The sequence below is a fragment of the Streptococcus sp. 4094 genome (genome assembly GCF_013277125.1).
Lineage (GTDB): Bacteria > Bacillota > Bacilli > Lactobacillales > Streptococcaceae > Streptococcus.
Genome location: NZ_VMMI01000047.1, coordinates 1 through 20849 on the forward strand (window position 1 = coordinate 1; position 20849 = coordinate 20849).

Genomic DNA, 20849 nt, shown 5'->3' on the forward strand with positions numbered 1-20849 from the left:
TAACTTAAAAATGGTTGCAGTAGCGACTGAACCTTGCATGGTTGCGTAGCTAATTATATTCCGGATAAGTTATAAGCTAGAGGGTTTGATTCCCTCAGAGGTTGTAAAGACTACAAAAAATAAAAAAAGGAAAACTTTCAAATTGATTACTAATTAACATGCAAGGTAGTAGTCGCTTTGCATTTTTAGGGCTTAGCCTAGATAATCTGTGGTAACTCAGGAAAAGGATGTTTTTAAATCTATCAAACATCCTGCCAGTAATGGTCAATCTAAGCAATTTAATCTTAACTATTTCAGTTTTGGAATAGGTAGGCGAAGTTAAAGCAGAGAGATTCCAACGGCAAGGTGCTGAGGAAATGCAAACGTGGCAGTTTGGCTGTGAAACGAGTCTATAAGAGGAAAGAGGTATTTGGTTCGAGGTGCAACAAGAGCTTAATACCATATCTTACAAAAATTGGGTGCCTCCCAAAAGTATGTAAGGTGAGTCGATTGTCCGCAAAACAATCGATAACAAGCAGGCGCTGTGCATTTTGTTCTTCAAAAGAGAATGAAACACATGACGATGCGTGTCTGTGATAGATGAAAAGATGATTTTTATATTTTAAAAGCTATTCAAGATAGAAAAAACTCAAAAAAAGCAAAAGTCATCGCCCGTCACAAACGAAAGTGTACTTCGGCAATTAGATTGCCTGCTCAAGTCTCGCAAGGATAAGAGTAAAGTCAAAGAGTAAAGCAGCTTAGACTTTTAGCGGGGTCTTCGTTAATTGAAAAATGGCTTAGTAGTTTGTGATGTAAGGAGTGATTGGTCTAACCAATCGTGCATGAGTGATACAAGTAGGAATATTTGTGGACAAGATAATAAACAATAAGTTATCAAAAGTCACTCGCTTAAAGCAGTAGTCTCGTGCTGGCTAATGGATATATGGTAGACGGATTAAGTCCTGTTTAGGGAATTGAGACGTCACAGGTTCGAATCCTGTCGTTCCAATTGCGATTTTAATTCGCAGTGAGAGGTCTTGAAAAGGTCACACATCGTGTGGCTTTTTTTGATTTACAAAATAAACAAATCAGGGAGGAGGGCATGGAAAAAAGCGAACTAGCACGCAAAGACTATGAGGCAGGAATGAAGTACAAAGACATTGCTACTAAACATGATGTCTCAATCAACACAGTCAAATCATGGCAACGTAGGCACAATTGGACTCGTATAAAAAAGGGTGCACCCAAAAATCCAAGAGGTGCACCCAAAGGGAATAAGAACGCAGTTGGTCATGGAGCGCCTAAAGGCTCGCAAAATGCCCTTAAACACGGCCTGTTTGCTAAGTATCTACCGCAAGGAGTGCATGAGATATACGAGCAACTGGCAGATAAGCAACCAATTGATATTCTTTGGGAGAACATTCAGCTAACCTATGCTAATCTTTTGCATGCCCAGCGCATTCTGTACGTTAAGGATGTTGAGGATACTACCACTATGCTTATTGCGAGCACAGCCAAAGGCGGAGAAAGCTATGAAGTTCACACTGCTTGGGATAAACAAGGTAAGGCATTAGCTGCAATTGCAAGAATACAGTCAGAACTTAGAAATATGATTAAAACATATGATGAATTGACTCGCTCAAGCCTTGCTACAGAGGAGCAGAGATTGAGAATTGAGATTCTGAAATCTAAACTACCTGACAATGAGCCTGAGAACGTTCATGACGATGGCTTTATTAAATCTCTAGAAGGGGTGGTTGAAGAAACTTGGCTAGATTAAGAATGCAAACCAATACATTCAAATTTCAACCTTTTAGCAAAAAGCAGAAGAAAGTGCTGACTTGGTGGCTTTGGAACTCTCCGGTTCATGAATCAGAAGGCATTATTGCTGATGGCGCTATCCGTTCTGGCAAGACTGTTTCTATGAGTCTAGCTTTCGTTATCTGGGCGATGACATCATTCAACCATCAGAACTTTGCGATGTGTGGGAAGACAATTGGCTCTTTCAATCGTAACGTCCTAAAACTGTTGTTGGTTATGATACAGTCAAGAGGTTTTAGCTACGTCTATCATCGGACGGATAACTTGATAGAAATCACAAAAGGCGACGTGTCGAATGATTTTTATATCTTTGGCGGTAAGGACGAGAGTTCACAGGATCTTATTCAAGGTTTAACGCTGGCAGGTATCTTTTTTGATGAAGTAGCGCTTATGCCTGAGTCCTTTGTTAACCAGGGCACAGGGCGGTGCTCTGTGACAGGTTCCAAGTGGTGGTTTAACTGCAACCCAGACGGGCCTTATCATTGGTTTAAAGTTAACTGGATAGACAAAGCAGAAACAAAGAATATGCTTTATCTGCATTTTGATATGGACGACAACCTTTCTCTTTCAGAGAACATCAAGAAGCGTTATAGAAGTCAATATCAAGGTGTTTTCTACCAACGATATATACAAGGTCTTTGGACGGTTGCAGAAGGTATTGTCTACGATATGTTCAGTAAGGATAAGCATGTTGTATCAACCTTGCCAGAAATGAGTAAGCTGGGCAAATATGTTTCGGTCGACTACGGTACGCAGAATGCGACCGTTTTTCTTTTGTGGGAAAAAGACATCAATGGCAAGTATTACTTAACAAGGGAATATTATTACTCAGGTCGTGACGAGAACGTACAGAAAACTAATGCCGAGTATGCTGATGATTTAACTGCTTGGCTAGGAGATACGAACATCGAACGAATCATTATTGACCCGTCTGCTGCTTCATTCATTGCTGAATTGAAGAAGCGTGGATATAAAATCAAAAAAGCTAGAAATAATGTCCTTGAAGGCATTCGTTTTGTTGGGTCTATGCTAGGCCAAGAGAAAATAGCAGTACATGAGAGTTGTGTGAATACGTTGAAAGAGTTCCACGCTTATGTCTGGGACGAGAAAGCCTCTGCGAATGGCGAGGACAAGCCTATCAAGCAATTTGACCACGCAATGGACGCCCTGCGTTATTTCTGCTATACAGTATTATTCAAGTCAGGAGGTATGACTGTTTGGAAATAGAAGTAATCAAAAAGATAATCTCGTCGCAGATGGTTAAGCACGGAAAGTTTGTCACTCAAGCAGCTGAAGCTGAGAAATACTATCGTAACGAGAATGATATTAAACGGAAGCGTAAGCCTGCCGATAAAAAAGGCGCCGAGAATGAAGCGAAAGCAGAAGATAATGCGTTTCGTAATGCTGACAACCGTATTAGTCACAACTGGCATCAGTTATTGCTTGACCAGAAAAAGGCTTATGCGTTGACCTATCCGCCTACATTTGATGTGGACGATAAAAGCGTTAATGATAAGATTGTAGACGTCTTAGGAGACGATTATGAACGTATCAGCAAGCAACTTTGCGTTAATGCAGGAAATGCTGGTATCGCTTGGCTTCACGTTTGGAAAGATGCTAGTGATAACTCGTTTAGATATGCTTGCGTGGACTCAAAAGAAGTGATACCTATCTACTCAAAGTCTTTGGATAAGAAGTTGATTGGGGTACTGCGAGTTTACTCTAGCATTGATGAAACAGATGGTAAAAATTACACTGTTTACGAATATTGGAACGATAAAGAGTGTTCTTTCTATCGTCATGAAAAAGAAAAGCCACTGGAAGAATTAGAGCCATTCCAAGCAATCTCTTTGATTGATACTATGAATGGAGACCGATCTAGTGACAATAGTTTCGAGCATGATTTTGGCCTTGTTCCTTTTATTCCGTTTAAAAACAATGAAATCGAGACCAATGACTTGAAGCCAATCAAAGACCTAGTTGATGTTTACGACAAGGTCTTTAGTGGGTTCGTCAATGATACAGACGATGTCCAAGAGGTTATCTTTGTCCTTACAAACTACGGTGGGCAGGACAAGCAAGAGTTTCTAGAAGATTTGAAACGCTATAAGATGATTAAGATGGACAACGACGGTATGGGAGACCAGTCAGGAGTTACAACTATTGCGATTGACATCCCAACCGAAGCTAGAAATCTGATTTTAGAGCGAACTAAGAAACAAATTTTTATTAGTGGCCAAGGGGTTAACCCTGAAACAGATAAGCTGGGGAACAGTTCTGGTGTTGCTTTGAAGTTTCTATACTCGCTCTTAGAGTTGAAAACTGGCAACATGGAAACTCAGTTCAGAAGTGGCTATGCCACACTTGTTAAGATGATCTTGAAACATCTAGGGTTATCCGATAAACTCAAAATCAAGCAAACATGGACACGGAACTCAATCAATAACGATACAGAAATGGCTCAAGTAGTTTCTACTCTTGCAACTATCACATCAAGAGAGAACGTAGCTAAATCAAATCCAATTGTAGAAGATTGGCAGGATGAACTACGCTTGCAGAAAGCTGACCAAGAGGGACAATCTGAAAAACTCTACGACATGGAAGAGGTAGAGCATGAGTCGGAAACTGAATAAAGAAGAGAAGATTGCTTTTATCGAATCCCTTGACGACCTCAGCCGAGAAGAGAAAGACAGATTGCTATATGAGCTGGCTCAGATTGACGACCTCAGCGAGATAATAGACTACATCGATAATTTATACCACCGAACACTAAAACGCATTACAGGGCGTTTAGAGGCGTTTGAGAGGGTGTCTAAAAATCGTAGTGACTCATTACCATTTTATCTGTTATCCCTGACTAAGACTGACCAATTGAAAACCAAGCAAGAGATTGCTGGTTTTGTTAAGAAACACCCTGATTTAACAGAGTGGTCAAGGTCAATAAAGGTCAAAACAAATGCGGATGCCTTGTTTGCTGGTGTTGAGATGGATATCGCTGAAATGACTGGCAAAATCAACAAGCGAATAGAAACACATCTCAAGCAAACCTACCAAGAAACCTACTTAAATCGAGCTTACAACTACCATAAACAGACCCAAAGAGAGCCGAATTTCAAGCCTGAGCGCCTAGAAGAAGAATATCTTCAAAAGGCAATCAAGGAAAACTTCAAAGGCAAGCGGTTCTCTGAGCGTGTTTGGGGTAGCAACATGGACGAACTGGTTAATAGAGTAGAATCGCTTGTAACCAACGACTTAAACCGAGGCTATCCGATAGACCAGTCTAGTAAGCTTCTAGCAATTGAGTTCGACCGTGCTCGTAATCGTGCAGTGACTGTTTTACAGACGGAAACAAACGGCATTCAGGCTCAAGCAACGCTGGATGAATATCAGGACGACAATATCAAGAAGTACAGGTATCTAGCGACCTTAGAGGTTCACACATGCCCTATTTGTGGCGAGTTGGACGGCAAGGTATTTCCTGTTAAGGATGCAGAAAAGGGCGTGAATTATCCCACTATGCACCCTCATTGTCGATGTACAACGGTTCCTGCCTTAGAAAAAGGTGGAAAACGTTATGCAAGAGATATTGAAACAGGAAAAGGCTATGAGGTAGAGAGTGGTCAGACCTTCAAGGACTGGCGAAAGCAACAACTTGATAAGTATGGCCAGACTGCTATCAAGGACAAGCTACAAGCTGAACGATTGGAAAAGGACAGAGTCCGCAGAACCAAGGAGCAGTTCATAGCTTATAGGCAGGTTTTAGGCTCTCAAAATATGCCCAAAACATTTGCAGGCTTCTATGATTTGAAGTATAATGATGTTGAGGGATATAAACACTTAAAACATGTAGTTAATATCCAGAAAAAGTTCAAAAATGGCACGTGGCTGGATAAAATCAATCCAGAAAAACAGGCTAGACATATGCAGTCAACATCATTGAATGGGAAAAGCTATTTTTATGATCATGTGGATGTCAATGCTTTGTACGATAAGTACAAAATGACTGGTTTTTTAGAAACTACTAGAAAAGGCGTTCGAACCAGCAATGAAAAGGTTCATTTGTCTGAGGATAAGCCGTTGGGAATTGACGTTTATACTGGTAAGCAAATAAATGCTATGACAATTAAATATAGCAAAACTGGCGTTCACTTAATACCGACATACCACGAAAGGAGAGACTGATGGATCTTAGAAAATTTAATAACAAGGTTGTCAGAATCACCGATATTGATGGCCAGATATTTAAAGGTGTAGCTCTTTACGAAGACAAAGATGTCCACGATGAAGAATTTGATGGGTTATCCGTTAATTCCGGAACCAGATGGACAAAACTCTTTGAAGATGAAATCAAGGAAGTGGAAATTATAGCTTAAGCACCTAGAGAAATCTAAGTGCTTTTATTATTTTTAATTTTTTTCAAAAAACCTCTTGACTTTGTTGCTACAAAGTTATATACTGACATTGTAGCAACAAAAAGGAGGTGAGCAAATTGCTTGCACGAAAAGAACAATTCAAAGATAAGCCTAAAAATACCATGTTGCGAGTTCGAGTTGATGACGAAACGGTTGATAAACTTGAAGAAATTGCAAAAAAAACGGATAGCACGAAATCTAGTGTTATCCGAAAGGGTATTGACAAGTTATATCAAGAATTAAATAAACAAAAATAGCCTAGAACCCACTAACGCCAATCAGACGGTTCTAAGCTATCGCACGAAAGAAACTCTTTCTGAAATCATTATATCAGAAAAGAGCTTCTTTGTCATACCGCAAAGGAGTTTTTATAATGGCAAAAATTGAACTTTTAGACAGTTACGAAAATTTACTGAACTATGTTGAAGAAATCCGTGAGAGTATGGATTTGATTCACAATTGGCTAGCAAAAGAGCCAGATTGGGATAGTCAGTGTGACTTATATGAATTTATTGCTCAACATAGCTCACAATTCGCTGTATTGAATCTTATCATGTACAGGCTGGATAGTCTTAAAGATGAGCATCGTACGATTATTGATAATTATATGAAAGGGGTCTAAAAATGGAACTACAAATTTTTAAAAATGAACAATTCGGAGAAGTGCGGACGACAGAAGTTAATCAAGAAATTTATTTCAACTTAAAAGATTGTTGTCAGATTTTGGATATAAAAAACAGTAAAGATGTAGTAAAAAGGCTAAATTCAAAGGGGGTAGTTACTACCGACCTCCTTACAAACGGAGGAGTCCAACAAGCCAACTTCATCAACGAAGCGAATTTCTATAAACTTGTTTTTCAATCTCGCAAACCAGAAGCAGAGAAATTTGCTGATTGGGTCACTAGCGAAGTTCTGCCCTCTATTCGTAAGCATGGCGCTTATATGACCGACCAAGTGGCTTATAATATCACACACAACAAACAAGCCTTAGCAGACTTGCTCCTTATGGCTGGTAATCAACTGAAAGAAAAAGAAGCAGTCATTAAAAACTTGGAAGCTGAAAAAGCTGTACTTTCCGTTGAAAATACCATAATGAAGTCGAAAGCAGACTATTTCGATGAACTAGTAGATAGAAACTTACTGACCAGCTTCAGAGAAACAGCAAAACAATTAAAAATCAAAGAACGCAAGTTTATTGACTTCTTGATGGAGAAAAAATACATCTACCGAGATAAGAAAGGTAAGCTCCAACCAACAGCCAATAAAAATGATGGTTTGTTTGAGGTCAAGGAAACACTCAACGAAAAAACACAATGGTCTGGCACACAGACTCTCATCACACCTAAAGGCCGTGAAACCTTTAGACTACTATTTATCTAATTATGCCCTAACCGCATCGAAATCGAGGCGGTTTTCTTATGCCCTGAACATGGCGTTAAAAGGTTCAAACATTGGACAAGTCCGTAGTCCTAACAAAAGCGGAGCGACTGGTGATGGAGAACACCTAAAAAGCCTAGCGTAGAGGAAAGGATTTTCAAAATGAAAAAAGAACAACTGGCAAACATCGGCTTAACTGAAGACCAAATTTCTCAAGTCTTCGCTTTGCATGGTGCGGATATCCAAAAGTTAAAGGATGATGTGGCAAGTAAAGATAGCGAATTGGAAAGCGTGCGTGGACAGCTGACACAACGTGACAAAGACTTGAATGATTTGAAGAAAAAAGGCGCAGATGTTGAAGATATTCAGCAAAAGCTAGAGGACTTACAAGCTAAGTACAAACAAGATACAGAAGCGCTTGAGACGAAACTAGCAGATGAGAACAAATCTCGCTTAATCGATGCTGAGTTGACAAAAGCTGGCGTTCGAGATGCAGAAATTTTTGAGAAAATCTTAAACAAAGACGAAATCTCTGTAAAAGATGGCAAATTGATTGGCTTAACTGAGCAAATCGAGGCTCAGCGTGCTAAGAGTCCATATCTATTTAACGGGGAGAAACAAGCCCAATACACGCCAAATCAAGGCGATGGGCAAGGTGCTAATTTAGGGAATTGGGAAACTGCCATGAGCAATCCTAACTTTAACCTAACTCAATTTTTAGAACAACAAGGAGAAAATAACTAATGGCTAATGAAATTACAAAAATTCTAAATGCGATTACACCGCAACAGTACAACGAATACATGCAACAGTACACTGCTGCTAAATCTGCTTTCGTCCAAAGTGGTATCGCAGTATCAGACGAACGTGTCTCTAAAAACATTACATCTGGTGGTCTATTGGTCAACATGCCTTTCTGGAATGACCTTACTGGTGATTCTGAAGTTCTTGGCAATGGCGACAAAGCCCTAGAAACTGGCAAAATCACTGCTGGAGCAGACATTGCCTGCGTTCTTTATCGTGGACGTGGTTGGGCTGCCAACGAATTGACTGGTATTGTAGCTGGTTCTGACCCAGTACGTGCTATTTTGAACCGTATCGGTGCTTATTGGTTGCGTGAAGACCAAAAAGCCTTGATTGCTACCTTGAATGGTATCTTTGCTACTGGAACAGGTGGTGAGAAAGGTGCGCTTGAAGAAACTCACGTATCAGACCAATCAAAAGCATCTACTGGTATCGATGCAGCTATGGTACTGGACGCTAAACAATTGCTTGGAGATTCTGCTGATCAAGTTACTGCGATTGCTATGCACTCAGCGGTTTATACAAAACTACAAAAAGATAACTTAATTCAATACATCCAGCCAACAACTGCGACTATCAACATTCCAACCTACCTTGGTTACCGTGTCATTATTGATGATGGTATTGCACCAACAGGAGATGTATATACTTCATATCTTTTCCGCACAGGTTCAATCGGTCTTAACACAGGAAATCCATCAGGATTGACTACATTTGAAACTTCTCGTGAAGCTGCTAAAGGTAACGACATGATTTACACTCGTCGTGCTCTTGTTATGCACCCTTACGGTGTGAAATGGACTGGCGCAGAAGTTACTGAAGGAAACATCACTCCATCAAACGCTGACTTGGCTAAATTCAAGAACTGGCAACGTGTTTATGAGCCTAAGAACATCGGTATTATCGCTCTGAAACACAAAATTGGCAAATAGATTGGGTAACAGAATATGATTCAAGAATTGAAACAAGACAACACAATGTACTTGATCTCATGCGTTCGGAAAATGCGTCAGGATAATTATTTCAAAGATATGGAAGTTCTTCACTACGCTTTGACCCAAGCAGAAAACGAGATTTTGAATTATATTCACCAAGACAGTGTGCCTGGACGTTTAGAGAACGTATGGATAGACATGACCAACGACTTACTGGACAAGGTTAAGGAGCAAAGTGTGCTTGCTGAAAAAGCTGACGCAGACAACTTTTCGGTGAAGAGTATCAAAATGGGTGATACGACAATCGAAAAGGTTAGTCCTTATGAAATGATTCAACGAATGAAACAAGTGCCGTCATCACTTGAGCGCTACAAGCGTCAGTTGAATCGTTTTAGGAAGCTACTATGACCGAATATGCTAAGACAGTCTTTGATTGCTTGTATGACTGTAAAATGACGGTTAAAGGTTATACAGAGCAAGAGATAGACGGTTTGACCAGTATGTCAGAAAGCGTGCTATTAGAGGACATTCCTTGCAGGATTTCACAAATGAGCAATAGTTCAACGAACGGGAGCGACTATCAAGCCAATGGCTATGATATGAAACTCTTTTGCTCTGTTGTCTATGATATCCCTGCAGGTTGCAAGATTGAGGTGACTGATAGAAATGGGCACGTTAAAGTGTTTACACGTTCTAATGTGCCTATTGGTCAGTATTGGTCACATCAAGAAATTGCTATAAAGCTAGAGGGCAAGTCATGAGTGGCAGTTTTGATTATCGTAGTTTCGCTAAGTTTGCTAACAACTTCAACAGGAATGCGAATCATGCGAAAGTAGACCGATTTATGAGACAGACCTTGAATTATGAAGGTACAGAACTAAAGTCCAAAGTGAAAGAGAGAACACCTGTCGGTGTTTATACGGATCATTGGGTAGAGTTCACTACCAAAGATGGCAAACACGTCAAATTTTGGGCAAGCGCTCATGGAAAACAAGGCGGAACCTTGCAAAAAGGCTGGTCTAAAAGCCGTATTGAAGTATCTGGGCGGACTTATAAGCAGAAAGTTTATAACAAGGTCTACTATGCCCCACACGTTGAGTACGGGCATAAGACAGTCAATGGTGGCTTTGTTCCAGGGCAGTTTTTCCTTCATAAAACGGTTGAAGATACTAAAAGCGATATGGAAAATCGTGTCCGTGATAAGTACGATGGCTTTATGAGAAAGGTAGTGTTAGGAAATGGCAAATAAAGGCTTTCGGTTAGTAGAGGAGTTAGTTAGTCACATCAAGGGGTTATATCCTGACATCAGGATTTATCTGGATGAAGTAGAGCAAGGTTTTAAAGAGCCTTGTTTTTTTATCCATGTTGTTGATACCAAGTACACTCCAGAGGCCAATAAGTATGTGAAAGTACGTTCTAAAGTGGATTTGTCTTATTTTCCTCCTAAGAAAAAGCGTAGCGAGTGTTTAGCAATGCAGGAAGAATTGAGTTATAAGCTCTTACACTTGCCGACGATTCATTTATTTGACCGTCAGTATGAAGTGGTTGACAACGTTCTGCATTGTATTTTTAACGCAAGCACACGCTTGAAGTTAGAAGAGGAAGATATCAAACAACGTGAATTGAAAGTGAAAGAAGAGGTAAAAGATGGATAATGTAGACGGAATTGTGTTCCCTACTGCGGACATTTTGGAAAGTAGCGCTTTTACCAACGGAGAAAAAGACATTTTGGGGGCTATTTTAGATCCAGAAGAGTCTTATAGTTTGGAAGAAGCACGAGCAAAACTAGAATACGAACTAGGAAGGAAGATTAACTAATGGCAGGTGGAATTTGGAAACGCCAAAATAAGGTAAGACCAGGTGCTTACATCAACGTCAAATCAAAAGACATTGCAATGACTCGCCTTGGTGGTGATGGTGTCGTAACAGTACCATTGGCACTCAGCTTTGGTGAATCAAAGAAATTGATGAAAATCCGACGTGGTGAAGACCTATTTAAAAAGCTAGGTTATGAGCAAGAAAGCCCACAGCTTTTGCTGCTGAATGAAGCATTCAAACGTGTGAGTGAAGTCTTGCTTTATCGTCTAAATAAAGGCGAAAAAGCAAACGTAAGCCTTTCGGATAACGTAACGGCTCAAGCTAAATACAGCGGTGTCCGTGGCAATGACATCACAATAACGGTCAAAACAAACGTAGACGACCCAAGTTCATTTGATGTTGTCACATTCCTTGATACAGTGGTCATGGACTCGCAAACTGTAAAAGTCTTGGCTGATTTGAAAAACAATGATCTAGTTGAGTTTTCAGGTACAGGCGTACTGCAAGCAGTTGCTGGCGCTAAATTGACTGGCGGTACTGATGGAACAGTATCAACTCAAGACTACTCAGAATACTTCAAGGCGCTTGAAACAGTTGAATTTAACTATATGGCCTTGCCAGTAGAAGACGCTTCTATCAAGAAGGCAGCTATCAACTTCATCAAACGTATGCGTGAAGATGAAGGACTTGGCGCTCAATTGGTTGTTGCAGACTCTGACGCTGACAGTGAAGCGGTTATTAACGTTAAAAACGGCGTTATCTTGTCTGACAAGACAGTTATTGACAAGACTAAAGCGACTGTATGGGTTGCAGCAGCAAGTGCAAATGCTGGTGTTGAAAAATCATTGACTTATGAGAAGTACGAAGACTCTGTTGATGTTGTGGGTCGTTTGAGCCATACAGAGACAGAAGATGCGCTCTTGAAAGGGCAGTTTGTCTTCACTGCTCGTCGTGGCCGTGCGGTAGTTGAACAAGATATCAACTCACACGTCAGCTTCACGATTGAAAAGAACCAAGATTTCCGTAAGAACCGTATCTTGCGTACCTTGGACGATATCGTGAACGATACTCGTTACGCTTTCTCTGAGTATTTCCTTGGAAAGGTAAGCAACAACGAAGATGGACGTCAAGCGTTTAAAGCGAACCGTATTCGCTACTTCAAAGACCTTGAAGCTCGTGGTGCTATTGAAGACTTCAAAGTAGAAGACATCGAGGTGCTACGTGGTGAGTTGAAAGAGTCTGTAGTGGTTAACGTAAAAGTGAAACCAGTGGACAGCATGGAAAAACTGTACATGACAGTTACAGTAGAGTAGGAAAGGAGATAGTATGGCTTTTTTAAAAGGTCGTGACGTAATCAGCGGTCAGGAAGGTACCGCTTTTATTCACATCGACGGAAGAAACGAGTTCATGTTCTATATCAAGGAACTTGAAGCTACAGTTAAGAAAAACAAAGAAGAAGTCCGCACCCTTAACAAACGTGGTACGCAAGTAAAAGCGACTGGTTTCAAGGGAGAAGGTAAGATGACTATTTACGGTGTAACTTCAACATTCAAGGAAATGATGTTGGACTACATGAAGAATGGTCGGGATACATTCTTTGATATCCAAGTGACCAATGACGATGCGACAAGTTCAATCGGTCGTCAAACAACTATCTTGCGTGAATGTAACCTTGATGAAGTTGTGATGGGTCAACTAAAAGTTGAGGAAGATTTCTTGGAAGAAGAAGTCAACTTTACTTTTGAAGATGTGGATATCTTGGAAAAATTTAATGCGCCTAAATTAGGTTAGAAAGAGGATAGATAAATGGCAATTTCAGACTTTTTACTAGAAAACGTTCAGCAGGAAGAAACAAAGGAAGTACACCTTAAGCGCTTCAAATCTCCTTTTGTCATTCGAAGTATTGACGAAAGTCTAAACGATACGTTGAAGAAACGTGCGACAATCAAGAAGAAAAACCGCCAAGGTGTGGCTATTCCTGAGTTCAACAACGATAAGTACATCGACTCTTTAATGTCTGCCTGCGTTGTTACACCAGACTTGAAAGACGCTCAACTACAAGAGTCTTATCGTACTGTCGGGGATGAAGCGGCAACCTTGAAAGCTATGTTGAAGATTGGGGAATATGCTACCCTAATGCAAGAAATCCAGTCGCTTAACGGATTTGATGAAGACATCAATGATCTTGTCGAAGAAGCAAAAAACGACTAGAGGACGGGGACGCAGAGTTGAGTTATGCTTACTACTGTTTGCATCAATTCAACTGGACTCCGTCCTTTTTGGATAGCTTATCTAAACGTGAAAAAGCCTTGATTTTTGCCTTTATCGATATCCGAGTAGAGGCAGAAGAAAAGGAACACAAAGAAATGGAAAGAAAAAGCAAGGGAAGGAGGAGACGGTAGAAGATGGCTACATTAACACAAACACTAACCCTTAAAGATAAATTTTCTAGTTCATTGAACAAGATTAATAACACAATCGATCGAACTATCGGAAAGTTTAGCGAGTTGGATAGACGTGTCAAGAAGATGACGCAAACTGCAACGATTAAAGTCAAAGCAGATATGCCTAAAAATCTAAATGTGCCTAAAGTTGCTAGTCCTGTAGCACCTAAACCGGCTGCACCTATCGCTCCTAAACTTCCTCCAACTGGGCCTCTTATTGGTGGCTTAGGCGTTGCTACATCCATGCTTGGTCGTATGGCCTCTATTTCTCGTGCTTTGAATTTCATGGTTGCTATTCAAGCCTTGAGGCAAATGGCTAATTTAATGAGTGGTCTGATTAAGTCAGGCGATGATTATATTCAGACCATGGCAAGGCTTAAGACGATAGAAGACGGATCTAAGACAGGCCAAGAACTTCAAGATAGTATCATGGCAGCAGCACAGCGCTCAAGGACTGGCTTCGGTATCATGGCAGACTCAGTGGCTAAACTACGCTCACAAGCTGGAGAAGCCTTTAAAAGCAATGATGAAGCTATTGCATTCGCTGAACAGTTGAATAAACTTTATAAAATCGGTGGTGCAAGCTTAGAGCAACAAAAAGCAGGGACGCTTCAAATCACACAGGCACTTGCTTCAGGGGTTCTTCGTGGTGATGAGTTTAACTCTATGATGGAGAACGCTCCGCTTGTTGCCCAAAAACTAGCTAGACACCTTGGTGTCAGCGTTGGTCAATTGAGGGCGATGGCTAAAGATGGGCAATTAACAGGAGATATCCTTAAGAGTGCCTTGCTTGGTTCAGCAGTTGAAACAAACGCTGAGTTTGCGAAAATGCCGATGACCTTTGCTGATATGATGACTCAGATTGGCAACGTAGCTTCATACGCATTTCAGCCTTTGATTCAAGCATGGCAAGAGTTTATTAATAGTACCGCTGGACAGAACTTCATGGCAGGTTTAGAAACCGCTATGTTTGCGATTGGCCAGATAGCTTTGTGGCTCTTTAATCTCTTTGTTGCAGGTTGGAACTGGGTTACTGAGAACATCAATATAGTCATGACTGCATTAATACTTCTTGCGGCAGTTGCTCTTATAGCAGGTGTTGCAATGTTTGTAGCGGGTTTGATGGCAGGAGCACCTTGGGCTTGGCTGATGCTGATACTGATAGGTGTAATTGGAATCGCGCTATTAATCGGTATGGCTCTAAATGCTATGGGGATTTCATTCTTAGATGTTGCAGCTGCTATCGTTGCAGCCTTTGTCTTTGTCGGAACGGTAGTTTATGACGTCATTATGTTCGTTATCAATCTTGTAATGTATATGATTGCACCGATTGTGAATCTCTTCATAGTTATTTACAATATTGGTTTAGCAATTGCAGAATTTTTGAGAAATGTCTTTAAGCACCCGATATATTCCATCAGAAAGTTATTTTATAATCTTATTCGAACTGTATTAGATTATTTTGCTTCGTTTGTTGATGGGGTGGTCAATGTAGCGCAATCTATCGGTAATGCTTTTATAGCCGGTGCAAACATGGCTATTAAAGCTATCAACTGGATTATTGACGCTTTAAACAAAATACCAGGAGTGAATCTAGGAAAAGTTGGCGAAATGGGCTACATGTCCAATGACGGTAGTTTTGCCAATGGTATCCGTGCTATGGGAGAGATGTTTAATCCAGGAGAGGCTCCTGATGATTATGAATCTTTTGACGGCATGCGTGCCAATATGATGACTCCAGGCGGTTTATGGGATGGGATGAAAAATCCTTTCTCAACTGCTGGCAATGCTTTTAGTGGTACCAAGGCTTTTGGTCAAGGTGTTGGTGATGCCATGCAAGGCTTCGCTGATAAGATGAAAGGTCAAGACGAACTTGCTTCTAAGTTTGACCAAATGAACCAAACGCCTGCAGGGGCTGGTGCTCCTTCTGGTGGTGCTGGTGGTCTTGGCGACAAGCTAGGCAAAGGCAAGAACATTGGTAACGTCGGTAAGATTGAAGATGAAGTCAAGCTGAAAGACGAAGATATCAAGATGATGCGTGATGTTGCAGAACGTAAGTACATCATTGATTACCAAGTTTTAACACCTCAAGTTAGTGTTAAATATGAGTCTAAAAATAGCGCTACTGAACAGGATATCGATGATTTGGTTGACAGAATTGAAGAAAAGATTGTCGGTTTGGTCGATAGCGACCTAGGAATTGCGTAGGAGGTAGAAAGAAATGGCGATTGGTATTTTCGTAGAGTACAAAGGTCAGGTCACACAACTTCCTGTAAATCCAGAAGAGCTAAAAACGAAGAATAGCGCAAATAACGAGTCAACAACGAGTATTGCGCTAGGAGAAATAACCCAGATGAGTTTTCCTAAACTCTCTGAGGTTACTTTCACTTCATTCTTCCCTAGAGACACTTTTCGCTCTTATGTCCTGAATAAATCAGGAACGCCTGAAACCTATGTCCGACTCTTAAAGAAAATCATGGACGGGAAAGAACCTTGTCGCTTGATTATCTCTGGCGTGGGTATCAATATGCTTGCGACAGTTGAGAGTTTTGAGCAACAAAGAAAAGCTGGTATTCATGAGGATGTTTACTACGACATCACTTTCAAAGAGTACAAGATTGCCAAGGCTCGGTTTGTAAAAATCGAAAAGAAGGTATCAGAGGAGAAGAAAGCTAGTCAACCTCAGAAAGAGCAAGCCCCTTCGACTAAGAAAGAAGTGACTATCGGTGCAAAGGTGCTTGTTAATGGGCAACTTCATAGAGATAGTTATGGAGAAGGCCCGGGTCAAACTGAGTCAAACGCAACTAGACTTGTCAATTATATCAATATGAAAGGGTCGCATCCTTATCACGTTACTATGCTTGATGGCGGTTGGCGTGGTTGGGTTACTGCTGATTCGGTGCAAGTCCTATGATGGAATTTCTAATTCAAGATGTGAATGACGGTAAAGTCTTTGATATCACTGAGTTGGTCGGAGGTGTTAAATGGGAAACCAGTATTGATTTTCAGCCGGGAAAACTTGAGTTTGATATGATTATAGACTCGCAGGTTGCTTGTAACTTTGGGGATGTTATCCGCTTCAAGGTGGATGATAAGGGCATTTTTTACGGCAAAGTTTTCAAGAAAAAGCGGAAATCAGCTAAGAAATGGTCGGTTACTGCTTATGACAGAATGAGGTATCTGAAAAACACCGACACAATCGTGTTTGAAGCCTCTAAAAGTCATGAAATCTTTAGTAAGATTTGCGAAATCTCAGAACTTGAGTACAAAGTTGTCGATGAGGGAAACTGGACGTGTCCTGAGAAAATCGAAGATAAGAAAACTTATTTTGCGATGATCCAGAACGCCTTGGACTTAACTTTGATTCATGGTGGAATGTGGTACATCATCAGGGATAACTTTGGTACAGTCGAGCATATAGCCTTAAATTCGCTGATTACTGACTTAGTGATTGGTGATGATAGCGTAGCTACAGACTTTGACTATGAAGGCTCTATCGATGATAGTTTCAACTATGTGAAGCTGACTAAAGACAACAAACAGAGTAAAAAGCGTGAAGTTTACGTCGTGAAAGACTCTAAAAATGTTGCTCTTTGGGGCAAGTTGCAGTACCACGAAAAAGTGGATGAAAAGATGAATGAGAGTCAGATTCAACAAAAGGCTGAACTCTTATTGAAAGCTAAGAATCATCCTAAAAAGACTTTTAAAGTTCCTTGTTTAGGACATCTTGGAATCAGTGCAGGCAACAGTGTTGTGCTGGATTTTGCTGATTTAGAGTCCGAAGGGATTAAGAAGAACAGTCTTGGCATCATCTCTAAATGTACCCATAAGTGGGATAAGGTGCATACAATGGATTTAGAATTGAGGACGCTGGAATAATGGCAGGAGAGTTGTTAGCACGCCTTTTGGCGCAAGGAGTAGATGATGGGACAGACAGAACAGATATTGTTTTTGGCTCTGTCACATCTGTTTCTCCTCTCACAATCAAGGTTAATAATAAACTTGAAATCCCTGAGTCTTTTTTAGTTCTAAGTCCGATGGTTAAAGAACTACGTACCGGAGATACTGAAGGAGACAACAAGAGGTGGATTGTTTTTCGTGATCTTGAAGCAGGAGACAAAGTCTTAATGATTAAAGCCCAGAACGGGCAATTATACTACGTTTTACAAAGGATGGAGTGAAGATGGTAGATATACGAAACATTGAAGAAGTTGTTTTGCCATCCTACACTTATCAAGTGAAAAATGGCAGAATACACGGATATATTGACGGCTTAGAAGCCATGAGGCAAGCAGTTGAAAAGATTTTGCTTACAGAACGGTTTGAGTGGGTCATCTACTCTTCAAACTACGGAGTAGAATTAGAGCGCTTGATTGGAAAGCCTTATGATTTTGTCAAAGCTGACCTTGAGAGAACAATTTCTCAAGCCTTGTTAGTTGATACAAGAATTAAAAGTGTCCAAAATTTCTTCATCGAGCAACAAACCAAGGACAGTTTGCTTTGTGTCTTTGAAGTCCATACCATATCTGGTTTATTTAAAGTTGAAAAGGAGGTGACGCTGATTAATGATAGGTGATTTCTTAGAAAAATACACGTTTGATTATCTGATGAATGACGCTCTTTCCCGTGTCAATGAAAATATTGATACACGGGAAGGTTCTATCATCTATGACGCATTGGCGCCTGCTTGTTATGAGTTAGCTGGTTTTTATTTGCAGTTGAAAAATCTACTGCTAGATACATTTCCACAGACTGCTATTGGCCAATACCTAGACTACAAGGTTGAAGAGTTCGGACTCCACCGTTATCCGTCAAAAAAAGCGGTACGCTTTGCGGAGTTTAAAAACGAGAGAAAAGAAGGCGTGCAAATCGCTTTGGGTTCTCGTTTTGCGACAATTGACGATGCTGCACTCATCTACAAGGTGGTTCGTGCAACAGATGTAGTAGGCAAGTATGAAGTAGAGTGTGAGACGACTGGCGTTGTCGGAAATCGCTACTATGGTAATATCTTACCCTTAGAGAACTACAGGAACCTCGCTACTGCAGTCTTAGGGGAAATCGTTACATCTGGGCAAGATGAAGAAACTGACGATGAATTGCGGAAGCGTTTCTTGATTTACGTCAATGAGAAACCTTTTGGCGGTAACTTCATTGAGTACGTTCAGCGTGTCCGGGAAATTGACGGTGTTGGCGCAGTTCAGGTCTATCCAGTTTGGAATGGCTCAGGAACGGTTAAAGTGGTTGTTTTAGACAACGACTTAAACTTGGCATCTACCGAGACAATCAAAAAGGTGCAAAATGTTCTGGATCCACTAGAATATACTGGAAAAGGAGTTGGACTTGCTCCTATCAATCATCGTGTGACGGTTACGACCGCGACACGTTTCCCAATTGATATTGAGTTTAGACTTGAGTTGATGACAGGATATCAGCTAAATCAAGTGAAAGAACTGGTAGACAAGACACTAGACCAGTATTTCTTAGACTTGAGAAAGAACTGGGCGCAATACTCAGATGTCAACACCTACAGTATGAAAATCTATCGCTCGCAGTTAATGGCCAAGTTACTGACCATTACAGGTATCGCAAACGTTGATAAGATGAAATTGAATAACCGTGAAGCTGATTTAGCACTTGTTTTTACAGGACAATTACAACAATTGCCGTATAAAGGAACAGTGAGGACGGTTTAATGGTAAAAGAAGTAAACTTATCTGAATACGTTCCAGATTACTACGAGGGCGTCAAGGATATGAAAGAACTGGTTCGAGTTGAAAACGCTCTGTTTAAAGACGGGACTGTCTCGTTAGAGCAGTTCATCAAGAACCAGTTTATTATGTATTGTGACGTTCCTACCTTAACGAAATTTGAAGAAGTCTACGGTATTGTCGCTCACGCCGACGATACGTTGGACTGGAGAAGAGAGCGTGTTTTACTGCGGATCAATATGAGACCACCATTTTCTTGGTGGTTTTTAATTCGCAAATTAGACGACCTTTTCGGAAAAGGAAAGTACAAGGCTTCAGTAGATTTCGCTAATCAGGTTTTACTGATTGAGTCTGGCGCAGAAACGAGCGGACTTTTCAGAGAGTCAGTTATTTTTGTCAATGCAATCAAGCCAGCAAATATGGGATATACGCATATCCCGACAGTAACAGAGCGTGTCAAATTGAAAGAACGGTTATTCAAGACTTCGGTAGATTTCGCTAGAGCAGGTTATGCAGTTGTAGGAGTGACACCTTTTGAATATGAAGGGCCACAAGAGGAGGTTTTATTCAATGATTAAAGAAACGTTACTAAATACAGTTACAGAAACCGTACTAGCTAAAATCAACAAAGCAAGGTTGAACGATAATCAAATTGTGACGATACAGAAGCAACGAGAGAAACATTTTGTCCTTATTGATTTCTTGGTACCAGACTCAATAAAAGAAATCAATAAGATTGAGTTGTTAGATGATTCAAATGCGCCTCAGTCTGTCATTGATGTATACGTTCCGATTGAAACAACAACACGATTCAAATATAGACTGGAGGTGCTAACAGATGGCTAAAATCTGGAGGTCAAGAGATATTATCGGCGCTGAGGATGCGCAACGATGGGAAAACAAAGCCGACTTAAATCACAGGCACAAGGTTGCAGACATCGACGGTCTGCCTGAAAAAATTGACGAGTTCACCAGAAGTAAGGCTGAGAAAGTTGACCTAACTGGTCACATCAACAACCGAAACAATCCACATGGTGTCACTAAACAACAAGTGGGACTAGGGAATGTCACGAATGTTGAGCAAGCAAGTAAGCAAGATTTTAACAATCACACAACTAATCGCAACAATCCACATAGCGTTACGAAGCACCAAGTCGGTCTGGGTAACGTAGACAACGTCAGACAAGCAAGTTATGAGTCTGTAGAGGCTTTAAAGCGTGAGTTTCAGGAGCATGAAGATAGACTAAACGCTATTGAGTACATGTTCTTGCAGAATGACTTCACTGCACCAATTCGTACAGACGACGGTACAGAACATACCTTACTTGCGGATGAAAACGGCCGTGTGATTGTCGCTGATTGGAAATATATTATGGAGGTATAACATGGCAGTAATTAGTACACAGACGCGAAAAGTAACTGATTTGCCACAGGCTAATCAGGTCAACAACTCGGACAATATCATGATTCATGATGGACGTGGGTTGAAGAAAGTGTCTGTGCAGACTTTTAAAAACGGAGTGAGTCCAACTCCCACAACCGCAACAGCTG

Annotated in this window: 28 protein-coding genes; all 28 read left to right on the forward strand. The window is 40.7% G+C overall.

Features of this window, described 5'->3' with window-relative positions; genetic code table 11:
• The first annotated feature begins 1081 nt into the window (after positions 1 to 1081).
• The 28 genes from terS to HT721_RS09765 all read left to right on the forward strand — a co-directional run bounded on the left by terS (position 1082) and on the right by HT721_RS09765 (position 20682).
• Positions 1082 to 1759 carry a phage terminase small subunit gene (gene terS / locus HT721_RS09635; RefSeq protein WP_173229678.1) on the forward strand — a complete coding sequence of 226 codons (678 nt, stop codon included), beginning with the start codon at positions 1082 to 1084 and terminating at the stop codon, positions 1757 to 1759.
• 2 nt (positions 1760 to 1761) lie between these two features.
• Positions 1762 to 3027, forward strand: a complete 1266-nt coding sequence (locus tag HT721_RS09640; protein ID WP_061759946.1) for a PBSX family phage terminase large subunit — start codon at positions 1762 to 1764, stop codon at positions 3025 to 3027.
• Positions 3018 to 4433 carry a phage portal protein gene (locus tag HT721_RS09645; RefSeq protein WP_173229681.1) on the forward strand — a complete coding sequence of 472 codons (1416 nt, stop codon included), beginning with the start codon at positions 3018 to 3020 and terminating at the stop codon, positions 4431 to 4433. Before HT721_RS09640 ends, HT721_RS09645 begins: the two co-directional genes overlap by 10 nt.
• The gene (locus HT721_RS09650; RefSeq protein ID WP_173229683.1) at positions 4414 to 5982 is read left to right on the forward strand and encodes a minor capsid protein; all 1569 of its coding nucleotides are present in this window, start codon (positions 4414 to 4416) and stop codon (positions 5980 to 5982) included. The genes HT721_RS09645 and HT721_RS09650 overlap by 20 nt, the downstream gene beginning before the upstream one ends.
• Complete coding sequence (locus HT721_RS09655) at positions 5982 to 6173, forward strand: hypothetical protein (protein ID WP_173229685.1); 192 nt, start codon at positions 5982 to 5984, stop codon at positions 6171 to 6173. The genes HT721_RS09650 and HT721_RS09655 overlap by 1 nt, the downstream gene beginning before the upstream one ends.
• 116 nt (positions 6174 to 6289) lie before the next feature.
• Complete coding sequence (locus HT721_RS09660) at positions 6290 to 6469, forward strand: ribbon-helix-helix protein, CopG family (protein ID WP_033675919.1); 180 nt, start codon at positions 6290 to 6292, stop codon at positions 6467 to 6469.
• Positions 6470 to 6585: 116 nt separating this feature from the next.
• The gene (locus tag HT721_RS09665; protein ID WP_173229687.1) at positions 6586 to 6834 is read left to right on the forward strand and encodes a hypothetical protein; all 249 of its coding nucleotides are present in this window, start codon (positions 6586 to 6588) and stop codon (positions 6832 to 6834) included.
• 2 nt (positions 6835 to 6836) lie between these two features.
• Complete coding sequence (locus tag HT721_RS09670; protein WP_173229689.1) at positions 6837 to 7592, forward strand: phage antirepressor KilAC domain-containing protein; 756 nt, start codon at positions 6837 to 6839, stop codon at positions 7590 to 7592.
• A 159-nt stretch (positions 7593 to 7751) separates the two neighbouring features.
• The gene (locus tag HT721_RS09675; protein WP_173229691.1) at positions 7752 to 8333 is read left to right on the forward strand and encodes a phage scaffolding protein; all 582 of its coding nucleotides are present in this window, start codon (positions 7752 to 7754) and stop codon (positions 8331 to 8333) included.
• Positions 8333 to 9325: a major capsid protein gene (locus HT721_RS09680; protein WP_173229693.1), complete on the forward strand. Its 993-nt coding sequence runs from the start codon at positions 8333 to 8335 to the stop codon at positions 9323 to 9325. Before HT721_RS09675 ends, HT721_RS09680 begins: the two co-directional genes overlap by 1 nt.
• Positions 9326 to 9340: 15 nt before the next feature.
• A complete protein-coding gene (locus tag HT721_RS09685) occupies positions 9341 to 9736 on the forward strand; it encodes a hypothetical protein (protein ID WP_173229695.1) in 396 nt (131 codons plus the stop codon).
• Positions 9733 to 10089 carry a hypothetical protein gene (locus HT721_RS09690; protein ID WP_061759930.1) on the forward strand — a complete coding sequence of 119 codons (357 nt, stop codon included), beginning with the start codon at positions 9733 to 9735 and terminating at the stop codon, positions 10087 to 10089. Before HT721_RS09685 ends, HT721_RS09690 begins: the two co-directional genes overlap by 4 nt.
• A complete protein-coding gene (locus HT721_RS09695; protein WP_119947271.1) occupies positions 10086 to 10577 on the forward strand; it encodes an HK97 gp10 family phage protein in 492 nt (163 codons plus the stop codon). Before HT721_RS09690 ends, HT721_RS09695 begins: the two co-directional genes overlap by 4 nt.
• The gene (locus HT721_RS09700; RefSeq protein ID WP_015973663.1) at positions 10567 to 10983 is read left to right on the forward strand and encodes a DUF6838 family protein; all 417 of its coding nucleotides are present in this window, start codon (positions 10567 to 10569) and stop codon (positions 10981 to 10983) included. Before HT721_RS09695 ends, HT721_RS09700 begins: the two co-directional genes overlap by 11 nt.
• Positions 10976 to 11146, forward strand: a complete 171-nt coding sequence (locus HT721_RS09705) for a hypothetical protein (RefSeq protein ID WP_023948067.1) — start codon at positions 10976 to 10978, stop codon at positions 11144 to 11146. The genes HT721_RS09700 and HT721_RS09705 overlap by 8 nt, the downstream gene beginning before the upstream one ends.
• On the forward strand, positions 11146 to 12459 hold the full coding sequence (locus tag HT721_RS09710) for a phage tail sheath family protein (RefSeq protein WP_173229697.1): 1314 nt from the start codon (positions 11146 to 11148) through the stop codon (positions 12457 to 12459). Before HT721_RS09705 ends, HT721_RS09710 begins: the two co-directional genes overlap by 1 nt.
• Before the next feature lie 13 nt (positions 12460 to 12472).
• The gene (locus HT721_RS09715) at positions 12473 to 12937 is read left to right on the forward strand and encodes a phage tail tube protein (RefSeq protein WP_173229699.1); all 465 of its coding nucleotides are present in this window, start codon (positions 12473 to 12475) and stop codon (positions 12935 to 12937) included.
• Positions 12938 to 12952: 15 nt separating this feature from the next.
• The gene (locus HT721_RS09720) at positions 12953 to 13357 is read left to right on the forward strand and encodes a phage portal protein (RefSeq protein WP_023948071.1); all 405 of its coding nucleotides are present in this window, start codon (positions 12953 to 12955) and stop codon (positions 13355 to 13357) included.
• Between the two features lie 68 nt (positions 13358 to 13425).
• Positions 13426 to 13548 (forward strand): hypothetical protein, encoded by a 123-nt coding sequence (locus HT721_RS11330; protein WP_275690234.1) that lies wholly within the window; start codon positions 13426 to 13428, stop codon positions 13546 to 13548.
• A gap of 3 nt (positions 13549 to 13551) precedes the next feature.
• A complete protein-coding gene (locus HT721_RS09725; RefSeq protein WP_173229701.1) occupies positions 13552 to 15798 on the forward strand; it encodes a tape measure protein in 2247 nt (748 codons plus the stop codon).
• A gap of 13 nt (positions 15799 to 15811) precedes the next feature.
• Positions 15812 to 16504, forward strand: a complete 693-nt coding sequence (locus HT721_RS09730; RefSeq protein ID WP_173229703.1) for a phage baseplate protein — start codon at positions 15812 to 15814, stop codon at positions 16502 to 16504.
• Positions 16501 to 17469 (forward strand): hypothetical protein, encoded by a 969-nt coding sequence (locus HT721_RS09735; RefSeq protein ID WP_173214560.1) that lies wholly within the window; start codon positions 16501 to 16503, stop codon positions 17467 to 17469. The genes HT721_RS09730 and HT721_RS09735 overlap by 4 nt, the downstream gene beginning before the upstream one ends.
• Positions 17469 to 17771 (forward strand): DUF2577 domain-containing protein, encoded by a 303-nt coding sequence (locus HT721_RS09740; RefSeq protein ID WP_015973671.1) that lies wholly within the window; start codon positions 17469 to 17471, stop codon positions 17769 to 17771. The genes HT721_RS09735 and HT721_RS09740 overlap by 1 nt, the downstream gene beginning before the upstream one ends.
• A 2-nt stretch (positions 17772 to 17773) precedes the next feature.
• Positions 17774 to 18166: a DUF2634 domain-containing protein gene (locus tag HT721_RS09745; protein ID WP_023948079.1), complete on the forward strand. Its 393-nt coding sequence runs from the start codon at positions 17774 to 17776 to the stop codon at positions 18164 to 18166.
• Positions 18156 to 19283, forward strand: a complete 1128-nt coding sequence (locus HT721_RS09750; RefSeq protein ID WP_173229705.1) for a baseplate J/gp47 family protein — start codon at positions 18156 to 18158, stop codon at positions 19281 to 19283. Before HT721_RS09745 ends, HT721_RS09750 begins: the two co-directional genes overlap by 11 nt.
• Entirely contained in the window at positions 19283 to 19876 is a 594-nt protein-coding gene (locus HT721_RS09755) for a putative phage tail protein (protein ID WP_112445267.1), read from the forward strand. The genes HT721_RS09750 and HT721_RS09755 overlap by 1 nt, the downstream gene beginning before the upstream one ends.
• Positions 19869 to 20144 carry a hypothetical protein gene (locus tag HT721_RS09760; protein ID WP_173229707.1) on the forward strand — a complete coding sequence of 92 codons (276 nt, stop codon included), beginning with the start codon at positions 19869 to 19871 and terminating at the stop codon, positions 20142 to 20144. Before HT721_RS09755 ends, HT721_RS09760 begins: the two co-directional genes overlap by 8 nt.
• On the forward strand, positions 20137 to 20682 hold the full coding sequence (locus HT721_RS09765) for a hypothetical protein (RefSeq protein ID WP_173214568.1): 546 nt from the start codon (positions 20137 to 20139) through the stop codon (positions 20680 to 20682). The genes HT721_RS09760 and HT721_RS09765 overlap by 8 nt, the downstream gene beginning before the upstream one ends.
• Positions 20683 to 20849 lie beyond the last annotated feature (167 nt).

Excerpts from the sequence above, each read along its gene's own strand:
- terS (WP_173229678.1), top strand. The coding sequence starts at position 1,082 with ATGGAAAAAAGCGAACTAGCACGCAAAGACTATGAGGCAGGAATGAAG.
- HT721_RS09640 (WP_061759946.1), top strand. The coding sequence starts at position 1,762 with ATGCAAACCAATACATTCAAATTTCAACCTTTTAGCAAAAAGCAGAAG.
- HT721_RS09650 (WP_173229683.1), top strand. The coding sequence starts at position 4,414 with ATGAGTCGGAAACTGAATAAAGAAGAGAAGATTGCTTTTATCGAATCC.
- HT721_RS09655 (WP_173229685.1), top strand. The coding sequence starts at position 5,982 with ATGGATCTTAGAAAATTTAATAACAAGGTTGTCAGAATCACCGATATT.
- HT721_RS09665 (WP_173229687.1), top strand. The coding sequence starts at position 6,586 with ATGGCAAAAATTGAACTTTTAGACAGTTACGAAAATTTACTGAACTAT.
- HT721_RS09670 (WP_173229689.1), top strand. The coding sequence starts at position 6,837 with ATGGAACTACAAATTTTTAAAAATGAACAATTCGGAGAAGTGCGGACG.
- HT721_RS09675 (WP_173229691.1), top strand. The coding sequence starts at position 7,752 with ATGAAAAAAGAACAACTGGCAAACATCGGCTTAACTGAAGACCAAATT.
- HT721_RS09680 (WP_173229693.1), top strand. The coding sequence starts at position 8,333 with ATGGCTAATGAAATTACAAAAATTCTAAATGCGATTACACCGCAACAG.
- HT721_RS09685 (WP_173229695.1), top strand. The coding sequence starts at position 9,341 with ATGATTCAAGAATTGAAACAAGACAACACAATGTACTTGATCTCATGC.
- HT721_RS09690 (WP_061759930.1), top strand. The coding sequence starts at position 9,733 with ATGACCGAATATGCTAAGACAGTCTTTGATTGCTTGTATGACTGTAAA.
- HT721_RS09695 (WP_119947271.1), top strand. The coding sequence starts at position 10,086 with ATGAGTGGCAGTTTTGATTATCGTAGTTTCGCTAAGTTTGCTAACAAC.
- HT721_RS09700 (WP_015973663.1), top strand. The coding sequence starts at position 10,567 with ATGGCAAATAAAGGCTTTCGGTTAGTAGAGGAGTTAGTTAGTCACATC.
- HT721_RS09705 (WP_023948067.1), top strand. The coding sequence starts at position 10,976 with ATGGATAATGTAGACGGAATTGTGTTCCCTACTGCGGACATTTTGGAA.
- HT721_RS09710 (WP_173229697.1), top strand. The coding sequence starts at position 11,146 with ATGGCAGGTGGAATTTGGAAACGCCAAAATAAGGTAAGACCAGGTGCT.
- HT721_RS09715 (WP_173229699.1), top strand. The coding sequence starts at position 12,473 with ATGGCTTTTTTAAAAGGTCGTGACGTAATCAGCGGTCAGGAAGGTACC.
- HT721_RS09720 (WP_023948071.1), top strand. The coding sequence starts at position 12,953 with ATGGCAATTTCAGACTTTTTACTAGAAAACGTTCAGCAGGAAGAAACA.
- HT721_RS09725 (WP_173229701.1), top strand. The coding sequence starts at position 13,552 with ATGGCTACATTAACACAAACACTAACCCTTAAAGATAAATTTTCTAGT.
- HT721_RS09730 (WP_173229703.1), top strand. The coding sequence starts at position 15,812 with ATGGCGATTGGTATTTTCGTAGAGTACAAAGGTCAGGTCACACAACTT.
- HT721_RS09735 (WP_173214560.1), top strand. The coding sequence starts at position 16,501 with ATGATGGAATTTCTAATTCAAGATGTGAATGACGGTAAAGTCTTTGAT.
- HT721_RS09740 (WP_015973671.1), top strand. The coding sequence starts at position 17,469 with ATGGCAGGAGAGTTGTTAGCACGCCTTTTGGCGCAAGGAGTAGATGAT.
- HT721_RS09745 (WP_023948079.1), top strand. The coding sequence starts at position 17,774 with ATGGTAGATATACGAAACATTGAAGAAGTTGTTTTGCCATCCTACACT.
- HT721_RS09750 (WP_173229705.1), top strand. The coding sequence starts at position 18,156 with ATGATAGGTGATTTCTTAGAAAAATACACGTTTGATTATCTGATGAAT.
- HT721_RS09755 (WP_112445267.1), top strand. The coding sequence starts at position 19,283 with ATGGTAAAAGAAGTAAACTTATCTGAATACGTTCCAGATTACTACGAG.
- HT721_RS09760 (WP_173229707.1), top strand. The coding sequence starts at position 19,869 with ATGATTAAAGAAACGTTACTAAATACAGTTACAGAAACCGTACTAGCT.
- HT721_RS09765 (WP_173214568.1), top strand. The coding sequence starts at position 20,137 with ATGGCTAAAATCTGGAGGTCAAGAGATATTATCGGCGCTGAGGATGCG.